This is a genomic window from Acinetobacter sp. YH12233 (assembly GCF_013417725.1).
In the GTDB taxonomy this organism is placed as follows: domain Bacteria; phylum Pseudomonadota; class Gammaproteobacteria; order Pseudomonadales; family Moraxellaceae; genus Acinetobacter.
Genome location: NZ_VPDK01000029.1, coordinates 1 through 12,941 on the forward strand (window position 1 = coordinate 1; position 12,941 = coordinate 12,941).

Below are 12,941 nucleotides of genomic sequence, written 5' to 3' on the forward strand. Positions count from 1 at the left end.
TATATTTCTGTGACCCACATTCGCCATGGCAGAAAGGTACATGCGAAAATATGAATGGTTTAATTAGGCAATATTTACCTAAAGGGATTGATTTAAATCAGGCAGATCAGCATTATTTAAATCAAGTTGCCATGTCACTGAATACTCGTCCTAGAAAAGCGTTAGATTGGCTTACACCATTAGAGAAATTTGCTCAGCTTGTTGATTATCATAAGGCTTTTGAAACTGTCGCACCTCATGTTTGAATTCGCCAGGTCTTGGTATTCATACCCTAATCTTGTAAGTTGTGATGGCTTAATTTTATTAGACATAAATTTCCTAAAACCTCCTAAATTTTCATAAATAAATACAAGGAGTAACCTAAATCAAAATTTATTTTATACTTAAAAATATAATTGATCTTAAAATGCAAATTAAAGCTAGGTGGAGGTGAAGATAGTAATTCAATAGACGATTGATCAAAAACTTTATTGCCAGATAAAATCTCAATGGAATTAATTAGATTTGTATTAAAAACAAAACTATAATAGTTAGATTTATAATTAGCCATATATTGAAAAGCTACGCCATCTATTATATAAGTATTAGAATTTGTAAACTCAACATTGAATGAACAATTTCCATTTAAAATTTCATCAATAAATGATTGACAAAAAATTAACACTACAGGTTGTTTTATATTGAAGGCTTTAATTAAATCTAAAATATCAGTGATTGGATCATTTGATTTTTTTTCATATTTATCAACGCTATTAAATATATCATCTAAAAAATATTGATCAAATAAATTATAGTTATTGGAGTAAATTACATCTTGATCTAAAATTGATTTGGGGTCTATATATTCAATTTCATAATTAAAAGTAATTGGCATTGAATTAACAATGACATTTTTCCAAACTAATAACTCAGAAAAAATACTTAAAAGAAGATTGTGATACACACTTTCAAACTCTCCATAGAATATATTATTCTTATCCTCAATGGTTAGTTTTGATTTTGAAAAATAATCAATAATATTGAGTTGAATCATATTTCTTAATGATGAAATTAAATTAACATATCGTCCTTTTAATAGTTTTATTTTTCCTTTATCAAAATAATTGTGTATGAATTCAATATTATCTATTTCCTTTATGTAATTAGTAATAATATTAAGAATTTTATTTCTTTCATTAATATCCAAATTATTCAGGTAAACATTGACATTAAAGCTTGAAATTGATTTATTTTTTATAAATTGATCAAAAATATATACATAAGTTTCTGTAATTTTATTTAAATAACTACTTGTGTCCATCCAGTACATTCTATTGGTCACTCTATTAGATGACTTACTTTTATCAAGCATGTTATTTAAATATTCCGAATAATATGGATTATCAATTATTCGAAGTATACTAAAAATTAGGTCTTCAGCACTTTTAACTGTAGTTATGGATCTAATTTCAGTAGTTCCGTGCAATAAAGTTGTATTACTTAAAATAGATTTTATGTATCTTTTTTTATAATCAATATCAAAATTACTTTCTAAAATATTTTTTATTATACAGAATTTAGTTTCAATGCATAGATTGATAAAAGAATCATCACATATATTGTTCCCCATAATAGATTTATGTTTTTCAATATTCCAAAAATCAGCTTTAACATTTTCTGGTATTCTCAATAGAGTATCAAGAATCATTTCTAAATCTCTATTATTTTTTATATAAAATGATGCTACTAGAAAAGTATAGTAATTATAATAAGACTTGGAGATATTTGTTTTTAATAAAAAATTCCATTTATTCCATGAGTCCCAAGATGCAAGAAATATAGAGTAAACATGATCTTTATAACTATTAGATAAATTTAGCTTATTTTTTAAATCGAATAAAACTACATAATTCATTTCAAGTAAGTTGTTTATAAAAACATCTTGATTTACTTTGCTTAATCTACTTCCTAAATAATAATAAATATATAAAACATTTTTTATTGAATGCGAATTATTGTAGTCCATTGTGTTATCTATAATTTTTCTTATTTCAGCTAAAAAGAAATGCATATCATCATTAGAAAACCCATGTTTTATATAGATAGTCTGTAAGAACTCAACAAGTTCCATCTCTAATTCTTTAGCTCGAGAAATATTTTTATTTTCCAGAAAATAGCTTAATTCATCCGCAATTACTAAAAATCCATCTCTATAACCATCTATATGATTGTAAGAGTATTTTGTAATTTCTTCTATTTTCTTTGAGCCATATATAAAATCAACGGTTTTAGATAAAAACACATAAATAAGATATAGGTTAAAAACAAACCAAATTAAAAATAAAAATTGGGATATTTTAAATAAAGAAATATTAAAAAATGAATCAAAAATAAATAGAAAAGCATAAGATGCTAGAAGTAAAAAGGAGCTACTTGCTAGAAGATTAAACCCTGTATGAGTTTTATAAATATTCATTAATTTATCTGAACTTGCTCTTCCTACGCTGGCTAAACTTACATATGCAATAACAATAGGGAAGATTAAACCGATCAGAGTTGCTTGAGCAGCAAATAAATATAATGATGCATTTTTTAAGTCATTAGAAAATGTATTGTTTTTACCAATATTTAATGAAATGTATTTATTTAAAATATTGATATCTAAAGTTGAAAAAAAGTTATATGAAAATATAAATAACGCACAAATTATAGATATATAGAGGGTTAGAAAAATATGAAGACTAATAGTTAAAAGATATAAAATATTATAACTACTAATTTCGCTTAAAATTTTTTCTTTCCCTTTGTAAGCGTATAGCTCTTCTAATTTTTCTTGTGTCACAGATTACCTAACCAAATCTTCAAATTGAAATACATTCGCTTGGGTTGACGAAAATCCAGGCAACTATATGATTATACTTTAAATTTCTATTGATCAGACATATAGTGGACTATATTTGACTATTATTTAAAAAAATTGAGTGCTTGTACATCAAGTATTAAGGTAATAATTCTTTTGCACTTACACCTAAGACCGAGGCAATTTCATATAATTTTTCGACAGTAAGATTTACTTCCCCACGCTCAATCCTCCCCATGTAGCTTCGATCGATACCACATTGAAGTGCTAGAGACTCTTGAGTAATACTTTGTTGAGTTCTTTGTTTGCGGATTAATTGACCGATTGCTACCGAGTCATAAGATCAATATTAATATCTAATTGCTCCAAATCCCTGTTGTTTTAAAGAATTAAAAGCATTTTGGATTTTTGCAAATTTTCTCATTAGAGTTCCTAGTACGTATTATTCTTTAATTTTTAATGCTTTTTCATGTTTTGTAAATATAAAAATATTGAAAATCATTAGGTTAGGTCTTTTGTATATTTTATTTTTTTAAGATTATTTACTGTTATAAAGAATAAAAGAACTGACGCTATTTTTTGTGTTTTTAATAATAAAAAAGCATTTTTAGGGAAATAGGGAATAAAAAAAATAGATCCAAAAAGCGTGAATATTTTAGGTGTTTTAAATGTCTATTCTTTAATCAAATTGAAGTAAGGGGTAGTGATTCAGTGACCTAAAACAACCTCCCGTATGATCATTTTTTCATTTTTCTGCACCAAAACAATTGTCAAAATTTTGAAACATGTATTTTTCTGGTTTTTAAGTAACCGAAAAATTTCATGGCTAATTTTTATCAGCATCCTAGCAAGCAATTTCAATCTACTCTACCTGCTGATTTGGAAATGCTCCAGAAAAGTGGAAACCCTTTAGATATTAAAAGAGGAAAGTTATCCAACAAAACAGATTATGAAACCGTGTCAGATAAGCGTAAATCAGGCAGTAGTTTTAAATACAGGTTGCTAGAAATAATTCAAAGAGAAATTAAAAAGTTTGACCCTGTGCATGGCAGTGTTAGGTGTGGAAAAGCTGTAATACCAAAACATGCAAATGTTGAAATTCAATATCGGACTGACACGAAAAAAGTGACATATAGCAAAATAGAGGAATGCAGGAAGTGCTGGGTATGTCCAACCTGTGTCGCTCGATTGGGTGCACAGAAAAAGGCTGAACTAATAGAGCTTCAAAAGGTCATCAATGACTTAGGTTTGCATGCTTATATGATGACATTAACAATTCCACATTCCTTAAGAGATCGTTTAATCGATCTACTTGAAAAGCTAAAGGTAGCTCAGGGAAAATTTATAGATGGAATGCGATCAGGAAAGTTGAGGAACATCTTTTCTAAAGTTGGTCATATCACGGTACTTGAAGTCACTTATTCTGAAAAATCGGGGTGGCATCCACACCTGCATATTCTGGTTATTTCAGAGCAGTTCTATACTGCCAAGGAATTGATCAATATTGAGAAAGATTTATATAAAGCATGGTCTGCAAAGTGTAAGCTCAGTGGAATTAAAACTCCTAATCGGAAGTACGGTGTCAAATTGCAGAACTGTGCTTCTGATACAGATAAGTTAGACACCAAGGTCATTAACTACTTAATAAAACATCGGTTGGTAAAAGAGAAAAGTAGTACAAAATTACACGAAGATATTGCCCACGGCGCAGGTCTAACGATCTGGGATATTGCACAGTTGGCATCCGATAAAAATAAGCATACTGCCAGAAAATATGGATTCATTCTGCAAGAGTATACGGTTGCAATGGTGAACAAAAACTTTGTGCGATGGTCAGATCTGTTAACTGACTTTCTGATGGATAAAGGGTATGACTTCAAGAATGCAGAAGTGCAAAAAATTAAAAAAAGGGAACAAAAAAAAGAGAATTTGAATAAAACGCTTCGTATTTTGCAGATTACTAAATCTTTATGGCAAAGGATTTGTAAAGCCTCTTATACGATACGGCGCCAACTTCTCCGTACTATAGCACTGGATATCCAGTATTTAGGGCTTGATTGTCGTATATACCCGAGAACTGACCGACTGCTAAAATATATTCAACAATCCAAACTCTTTGATTAGTTGTTGTTAATCAATTAAAAGTTGAATTATCAAGCCCATGATTTACTAGAATTGTTGGTGTGAGTAAGGCAGAATTCACAGCTATAAATTCTAAGTTTGTCGTATATACAAAAATGAGGGAAGTTAAGTGTTAAACACGGCACGTAATGACAGGGGTATTCAAGATAACTTATACAAATTGCAGATTGATATATATGACACTCAAGGACTTTCACAAGCATTTCACAATATTCTGAAAGCCAATATAACATTCATCAATAAACTAAATGACTTTAAACAGTTTATCGATTGTTTAAGTGGAGATCCCTGTTTCAAATTATGGGTAAGGGAAACAGAAGAAGCCTTAGAACATTCTGTGCAATATGTACGTGATTATGCATACTGAGCCATAACAGAAGAACAATTCATAATTGGACATCACGTACTTTCAAAAAGAATTCTGGATCTGACATGTCGTATATACGAAGAACATTGGGAGTATGATGTATCGCAAGAAACAGATCAGCAGTTTGATGACCTGATGCCGCCGTATCTGGGACAAAGAAAGTAAAGCCTGGCTGTCATAAGCTAGAGTATGGAAAAAAGTTCATCCGAAGAATGAATTGGTGGGATTTAAATAAATACAGTTAAGCATGGTAATGCGAGATAAATATTTCTTGTGTTGTAAAAGGGTTTTAGTGAATTAAGTATTCGTGAAGTAATAGGTAATAAAAAGTGGATTTGCAAGAACTGCAGCTGAAATTTGAAGTAGATCGCATTGAGCTGTTTTTAGAAAATTTGGAAGATGCCGAACTTGAATGGTTTTGGCAAGCAATCAACGATATACACAATGTATTTCCAAATATCGATATTTATCATGCAGGTAGTGGTAAATTTGGTTATTTAGGATTTGGCATCAAACCCATTTTGACAAGCAGGGTAAAAGATTTTCTCTTAGTGAGTCACTTAGGAAATAATGAAGATGGTAAATTTTATTTTAAACTTGAAGTTATTCAGGCTTTAGCTGACTTTATTACAGAATTTGATTCGAAGTTTGCTTTGAATTTTTCTTATAAAAACTTAGCTAATGAAAAATTTGTAGATTGGTTATATAAGTTAAAAGAATATGCTATTCAATTTGGAATGACACTAGATGGGCAGGGTTTATTGCCTTTAGATTATCAAAATCAGAGTTTAAACGCTGCCCAAGCAGTAGAGTATCTTAAAGAAAGATATCCTAGTACATATTCAGGAACAGTTCATATAGCAGCATTTAAAACACCTTTGGGAAGAGAATTGGCTTTAGATCCAAAATCTAAAACACCGATTATTTTTTGTGATCACCAACCACCAGAAGAAATCAAATTATTAATTAAGAAAGAATATTCAGAAACAGCTCCTAGACACCATCACCTTGCCACACATGCAAAAACATTACAGGTAGGCAATAAAATATTTTCTGTGCTTATTAGCAATTTGAATGAGCTTGAAAATTTTTGTGAGTGGTATGAACAAACTGGCGACCAGATCACGGCGCTGGAGCGTAAAATTAAGGCTTTCTTGGAATTATGGCCTGTAGAACGTCTTAAAAATTTAACAGTGGAAGAATATCATCAAGCTAAAAGCAAAGAATGTTTTATTGCCCAGATTGATACTTTTGATCCAACGCAGGGGGATCCTACCTTTTCTTGTTATTTTGAATTCTGGGAGCCTGTTAGCTTAGGGGATAATGAAAAATATCATAATCAACGACCATATTCGTGGAATAAACGGCTTGGTAATACTCAAGAGCAGGCATTCCAGAAGATCAAACAGGAAATACTTGATATTGTAGATGCTGCTCAGCGTCGTGATTTAAACGCAATTGACCAGATTCAGTTCACTAAAGGACTGAAATGGATGATTGCATTTTTATATCAAGATTTTAATGACCCTTTCATTATTCCCATTGTAAGTAAGGTAAATACCAAACGAATTGGTTATGAACACCTGTATCCGAAATTACCACTTCCAGAATTTTTACCTATTTTATTGGCTGATCAAGGTGAACAAGCGTTTTTCCCATATGTGGAAAAACTTTTTGCACTGGTCAGGAAAGGCTATTTGGATAACAAACAAAAGAAACAGCGAACGAAAGAATTAGTGGACGAAGTAATCATGCAACAATCTTTAAACCGTATTTTATTTGGCGCAGCGGGTACAGGTAAAACCTATCATACAATTAACCACGCATTATCGATTATTGAAAATAAGCCGTTAGATGTCTTGGAATCAGAAGATCGTAAAGCACTAAAAGAGCGTTTTGATCAATATAAGAAAAAAGGTCAGATCAAGTTTGTAACTTTTCATCAAAGTTTTAGCTATGAAGACTTTATTGAAGGAATTCGGGCTGAAACAGATGAAGATGGTAATCTAAAATATCCAGTGAAAGCAGGGGTATTTAAAGAAATTGTTGAACTGGCGAAGGGTAATGTTCATTCTAATATTGAGAGTGAAATAGATCTATCCAATAAAAAAATTTGGAAAATGTCTTTAGGCCGCGCTGGAATTGAAGATGATTTATATCGTTCATGTTTAGATAATGATGTCATTCTTTTAGGCTGGGGAGATGCGATTAATTTCAGTCACTGTGATGATATCCAGTCAGTAAAAAATCAATTACAGGAGTCCCACTACTCTAAAGATAGTGAAGATACAGCTGCTGGTTATGTAAATACCTTTAAAAATAAAATTAAAAATGGTGATTTAGTCATTATCACTGATGGCAATCTAAAATTCAGAGCTATTGCAGAGGTGACTGGTGAATATGAATATGATGAGAATCAAGAATTTGGATATCATCAACTGAGAAAAGTTAAATGGCTAAAAACATTTTCTCCAAGTTTGAAAAATGAGGATTATTTTAAGAAAATTTTCTCGCAATCGACTGTATATAATTTAGAAAATGCCGTTGATAAATCTAAGTTAACTGCGCTGCTTCAACCTGAAGCATTGCTTTCAACTAATTTAGTTAATAAATATATTTTAATTATTGATGAAATCAACCGAGGTAATATTTCTCGTATCTTTGGTGAGCTGATTACCCTAATTGAAGATTCCAAACGTGAAGGAGCAGAAGAAGCTCTTTCTGTGACACTACCATATTCTAAAGAAGAATTTTCTATACCTGATAATGTCTACATCATTGGTACAATGAATTCATCAGACAGGTCTCTAACAGGCTTAGATATAGCTTTGCGCCGTCGTTTTAAGTTTATTGAAATGCCACCAAAACCAGAACTTTTAAATGAAGTCATTGTTAATGGATTAAATATTGGAAAGTTGCTAGAAGTCATCAACCAACGTATTGAAGTGCTGTTAGACCGTGACCATTGTATTGGCCATGCCAACTTCATGAGTCTGGAAAAACAACAGACTTTAGAAACTTTATCTTCAATTTTTAAACAGAAGATCCTTCCACAGCTCCAAGAATACTTCTTTGATGACTGGTCAAAGATCAATATGGTACTTAACGCAAATGGCATGCTTCAACCTAAAGCAGTGGTGCGTTCGACATTATTTCCGAATATTAATACCGAATCCGAGAGTTTTATTGAGGAGCAGAAGACATGGGAATTAGTAGAATCAGCATTTGATTCAATCGATAGTTTTGCCAAGATTATCAAGCATTAATCGGAGAGATTTATGCCTGATTTTACAGTGCGAGAATATGCCTTCATCAGTATTGATGAAGGTTGTTCTAAATCAACCTTGGATCATGCCTATATAACTCAATCAGCATTTGAGCACCTATGTGAGCTGTCGGCATCATTTTCTAAACATGGTGCAAAAGTCTTCGAGCTAGCAGGCCGCAGGAAGTTGAAACTTGATCAATACGTAGGCGTTATTGAAACGCCGTGTGGTACGCGTATTGAAATCCTTCCCAAGCATATTGAGCTGAACGGAGTGGATGATCAGGAGATAATTCAGCAGGAACGTAAACTTCTTCAGAAAATGCTCAGTGTATCTTTGCACTTACCTTTTAGAGAGACGGGTGCCGCTAATCTAAATCGATTCAGGCAACCATTACATGAGTGGATTATTTCTCAGTTTCTATCCTCATTTGAACGTTTGGTTCAGCGTGGTTTACGTTTTGACTATAACCGAATACAAGAGGAACAAAAGTTTTTACGTGGGCAATTACAGCATGTGAAATACATGCGACAACCACCTGCCAAGAAGCATATTTTTCCGATTGAGCATGATGTGTATGAAGTAGATCGACCAGAGAATCGATTAATTCGTACAGCATTGGAAGTAGTCTGTAAAAAGACCAACGATGCGAGTAATTGGAAGCTTGCTCAAGAACTACGTTTGATGACGAATGAAATTCCGCGTAGTCAAAAGATACAGCAAGACTTTAGACAATGGCAGTCAGGGCGCTTGCTTGCGCTCTATGCAGAGATTCAGCCATGGACTGAACTTATTCTTGGTGAATATATGCCTGTGTCCACAAAAGGTGAATGGCGTGGTATGAGCTTATTGTTTCCAATGGAAAAGCTTTTTGAATACTACGTGGCTTATCATCTGCGCCGTAATTTACCTGATTGTAAGGTGAGTACACAGCATGCTACCGAGCATATCTGTGAACAACAAAAGAGCAAGATATTCAAACTCAAGCCAGATATTTTTATAGAGCGATCTAAGGCTAAAAGTATTGTAATGGATACCAAGTGGAAGCTGATTGATCAAACTGATCGTGGTGGACGTTATGGCTTAAAGGACAGTGATATTCAGCAGATGTTTGCTTATAGTCATTACTACTTGGATCATGAAAGTGAAGTGATTTTGGTTTACCCATATCGAGCAGATAAATTCACTCAACCATTAGATGATTTTGAGTTTAGGAAAACCAAAGGTGCAAGGCTGAGAGTGGTGCCTTTTAACCTTGATGAACCGAATAATTTTAAAATTTCTTGAATGTAGCTTGTGTTGTTAAGTACAAGATTTTGCATTTAACCGCTCAAAATTATTTATTGAGTGCAGATTTGAGTACTTAATAGGAGCTTCATAGAAATTTGGTTAATAAAGGTAAATGGCATATCTTTAAAGTAGCTTATTGATGCTTTAAACCTTAAATGAAATTTAAACATAGTGATAATCCAGCTTATATTGCCGAAGTGCTTGGTCAGCGTTTAAAACGAGCACGGTTGAATCGAGACATGACACAAGTAGAAGTTGCAGACAGAGCTTGGGTTTCAAAAAGGACTGTGCTAAAAGCGGAGAAAGGAGATGTACGACTAGTTGATCTGATTGCCATTTTACGGGCTTTGGAAATACTTGATGAGCTCGATTCATTTTTGCCTGAGCCTCCTCTATCACCAATCCAACTTTTGAAACTACATGGTAAAATACGTCAACGTGCATCAGGCAAGAGCGAAAAATCTAAAAATGAAAGTCATCAATCTTTAGATTGGTAGTATTGATTCCATAAAGAATCAGGGCTCGAATACTGAAAACTAAGATATAAATACAAGACTGAGAAAGATTTTTTCAAATTGTGGTGGCGAATTAGCTCTGGTATTACTGTTTTGATTTCTACTTTAATGACTATAAGTTATTGATTTTAATTACTGTAAAAGAATTCTACTTTAGGTATTTTTTTTGGGTGAGAAAGATTTTTTCCAATTGTGGTGGCGAATTAGCTCTGGTATTACTGTTTTGCTTTCTACTTTAATAGCTATAAGTTATTGATTTTAATTACTGTAAAAGAATTCTACTTTAGGTATTTGTTTTGGGTGAGAAAGATTTTTTCCAATTGTGGTGGCGAATTAGCTCTGGTATTACTGTTTTGATTTCTACTTTAATGACTATAAGTTATTGATTTTAATTACTGTAAAAGAATTCTACTTTAGGTATTTTTTTTGGGTGAGAAAGATTTTTTCCAATTGTGGTGGCGAATTAGCTCTGGTATTACTGTTTTGCTTTCTACTTTAATAGCTATAAGTTATTGATTTTAATTACTGTAAAAGAATTCTACTTTAGGTATTTTTTTTGGGTGAGAAAGATTTTTTCAAATTGTGGTGGCGAATTAGCTCTGGTATTACTGTTTTGCTTTCTACTTTAATGACTATAAGTTATTGATTTTATTTACTGTAAAAGAATTCCACTTTAGGTATCTGTTTTGGGTGAGAAAGATTTTTTCCAATTGTGGTGGCAAATTAACTCTGGTATTACTGTTTTTCTTTCTACTTTAATGACTATAAGTTATTGATTTTATTTACTGTAAAAGAATTCCACTTTAGGTATCTGTTTTGGGTGAGAAAGATTTTTTCCCATATCATCCATTATCTTGCCGAAGTACTTGGTCAGCGCTTAGAACGTGCCGGTTGAATAGGGATATAACACAGTAGAAATTGCCGACCGAGGATGGGTTTCGCAAAGGACTGTTTTAAAAGTAGAGATGTGATATTTGACTGGCCATGACCTGATTGCTATTTCCGAGCTTTGGAAATACTGAATTAACATGATTCATTTTTGCCTTAGCCACCCTTATCTCCATTCAACTCCAAAATTACAGGACAGATAAGGGAAAGAATCGCAGGCAATAATATAAATAAAACTAAGGAAGTCAATTCTAAATAAGACTGGTAATATTAAAATCCAGATAAAGATTCAGGTATTAACGACTTAAAAGTTCTTTTAATTTTATTAATATCATAATTGAAATTACCTTCATCAATATTGTTTTGAATCCACACAAAAATGGCATCCATATTGTGATATCTTCTGCTAACACCTAAGTAATCACTAATACCAATCCCTGGTTGAATATTTAGCTCCTTAATCAGTTGTTTTCCTAAATCTTTGGCCTGTTGAGAGAGTATTAAAGAAGGATTAATCATATTATTAATTCCTATTTTATAAGGTAATTTATATTAACCCGCTTGAAAGCATTATGCAGCACTCTAAAAATTTGTTTGCAAACTTATAGGTGTTTTTTGAAGGTTTTATAACGATTTTACCTGATTAACTAATTTTTTTGATTAAAAATTGAACATATCTACCGTTACACGATAAAAAACTGAAAATATATGTACGTTACACTATAAAAATTAGGGCGTTACACTATAAAAGATATGTACGTTACACTATAAAAAATGATGCGTTACACCATAATTGGCATTTCGTTACACTATAAAAATATGTGCGTTACACCATAATCGCTAGATCGTTACACTATAAAAAATGGATGAAATTTCTGTACTTTGGATTATCTTTAGAATAAAAATAATAGATCTCCCTTATATTTATTATTTATATTGTATTTTTGAAAATTAGAATAAAATCTGATTTTTAAGAATTAAAAATATGTGTGGTTGTAATAAGGAAAAGTTAATAATTGAAAAATATCTAAGGTTTGAAGCTGGTAAATTATTTTGTAATCTAGATTTTGGTGTTGAATTAAAAAACAAAGAATTAAAAAGGATTTTAAATAAATTTATCCTATCGGGTGAAGTACATACCATATTATCAAAAGTTTATTATAAAGTTGAAAGGAATAAATTAAGCCAATTTAAAAATAAACCTTTATCACCTGATATTGCTGCTGTACTGCAAACCTTGTCTAGAGCCACGGCGCTCAGGTTTCAGGAACATGGTGGCATAGCGGCAAACCGTCTAGGATTAAGTATGCAGGTGCCGCTTATTCATGTTTTCTATACAACGGGAAGATCTAGGGAAATTAAACTTTATGGGCAAACTATTCGTTTAATTCGCACCCGTTGTCTGGATGTTTTTCAGTATGCACATGAGCCAGCCGGCTGGGCTATTTCAGCACTATATTTTTTTGGTCCTCAAATTGTTGATCCGGCAGTAATAGAAAAACTAAAGGACTCATTAGGAGAGGAGGATTTTCAAAAATTTTTAGAAGCTAAAAAGTCGGGATGGATGAAGAACTTGATTTTAGAAGTAGAAAAAACTGCTTTATAGCATTAAAGTTGATTTATTCTTAGATTTT

General features: G+C 31.9%; 10 protein-coding genes. 7 read left to right on the forward strand and 3 right to left on the reverse strand.

Annotation, left to right across the window (positions count from 1 at the left end):
• Window positions 1-245, forward strand: a 245-nt coding sequence (locus tag FTV12_RS12075) for an IS30 family transposase (RefSeq protein WP_180033861.1), incomplete at its 5' end; no start/stop codon positions are given.
• 83 nt (window positions 246-328) lie between these two features.
• Here FTV12_RS12075 and FTV12_RS12080 read toward each other — a convergent pair.
• Window positions 329-2,821 carry a hypothetical protein gene (locus FTV12_RS12080; protein WP_180034118.1) on the reverse strand — a complete coding sequence of 831 codons (2,493 nt, stop codon included), beginning with the start codon at window positions 2,819-2,821 and terminating at the stop codon, window positions 329-331.
• Window positions 2,822-2,978: 157 nt separating this feature from the next.
• Window positions 2,979-3,164, reverse strand: coding sequence for a helix-turn-helix transcriptional regulator (locus tag FTV12_RS12085; protein WP_180034136.1), 186 nt, complete (start codon window positions 3,162-3,164; stop codon window positions 2,979-2,981).
• 497 nt (window positions 3,165-3,661) lie between these two features.
• Between FTV12_RS12085 and FTV12_RS12090 the strand changes: the two genes are divergently transcribed.
• The 5 genes from FTV12_RS12090 to FTV12_RS12110 all read left to right on the forward strand — a co-directional run bounded on the left by FTV12_RS12090 (window position 3,662) and on the right by FTV12_RS12110 (window position 10,401).
• Window positions 3,662-4,963: a protein rep gene (locus tag FTV12_RS12090; RefSeq protein ID WP_180034119.1), complete on the forward strand. Its 1,302-nt coding sequence runs from the start codon at window positions 3,662-3,664 to the stop codon at window positions 4,961-4,963.
• Between the two features lie 127 nt (window positions 4,964-5,090).
• Window positions 5,091-5,348, forward strand: coding sequence for a hypothetical protein (locus tag FTV12_RS12095; RefSeq protein WP_180034120.1), 258 nt, complete (start codon window positions 5,091-5,093; stop codon window positions 5,346-5,348).
• A 329-nt stretch (window positions 5,349-5,677) separates the two neighbouring features.
• Window positions 5,678-8,614: an AAA family ATPase gene (locus tag FTV12_RS12100; protein WP_373687229.1), complete on the forward strand. Its 2,937-nt coding sequence runs from the start codon at window positions 5,678-5,680 to the stop codon at window positions 8,612-8,614.
• Between the two features lie 12 nt (window positions 8,615-8,626).
• Window positions 8,627-9,901 carry an McrC family protein gene (locus FTV12_RS12105; RefSeq protein WP_180034121.1) on the forward strand — a complete coding sequence of 425 codons (1,275 nt, stop codon included), beginning with the start codon at window positions 8,627-8,629 and terminating at the stop codon, window positions 9,899-9,901.
• A gap of 158 nt (window positions 9,902-10,059) precedes the next feature.
• Window positions 10,060-10,401 carry a helix-turn-helix domain-containing protein gene (locus FTV12_RS12110; RefSeq protein ID WP_180034122.1) on the forward strand — a complete coding sequence of 114 codons (342 nt, stop codon included), beginning with the start codon at window positions 10,060-10,062 and terminating at the stop codon, window positions 10,399-10,401.
• 1,176 nt (window positions 10,402-11,577) lie between these two features.
• Here FTV12_RS12110 and FTV12_RS12115 read toward each other — a convergent pair.
• A complete protein-coding gene (locus tag FTV12_RS12115) occupies window positions 11,578-11,826 on the reverse strand; it encodes a hypothetical protein (RefSeq protein WP_180034123.1) in 249 nt (82 codons plus the stop codon).
• Window positions 11,827-12,292: 466 nt separating this feature from the next.
• Between FTV12_RS12115 and FTV12_RS12120 the strand changes: the two genes are divergently transcribed.
• Window positions 12,293-12,913 (forward strand): DUF6088 family protein, encoded by a 621-nt coding sequence (locus FTV12_RS12120; protein ID WP_180034124.1) that lies wholly within the window; start codon window positions 12,293-12,295, stop codon window positions 12,911-12,913.
• The last annotated feature ends 28 nt before the right edge of the window (window positions 12,914-12,941 follow it).

Coding starts and splice junctions, on each gene's coding strand:
- FTV12_RS12110 (WP_180034122.1), top strand. CDS start 10,060: ATGAAATTTAAACATAGTGATAATCCAGCTTATATTGCCGAAGTGCTT.
- FTV12_RS12105 (WP_180034121.1), top strand. CDS start 8,627: ATGCCTGATTTTACAGTGCGAGAATATGCCTTCATCAGTATTGATGAA.
- FTV12_RS12120 (WP_180034124.1), top strand. CDS start 12,293: ATGTGTGGTTGTAATAAGGAAAAGTTAATAATTGAAAAATATCTAAGG.
- FTV12_RS12115 (WP_180034123.1), bottom strand. CDS start 11,826: ATGATTAATCCTTCTTTAATACTCTCTCAACAGGCCAAAGATTTAGGA.
- FTV12_RS12090 (WP_180034119.1), top strand. CDS start 3,662: ATGGCTAATTTTTATCAGCATCCTAGCAAGCAATTTCAATCTACTCTA.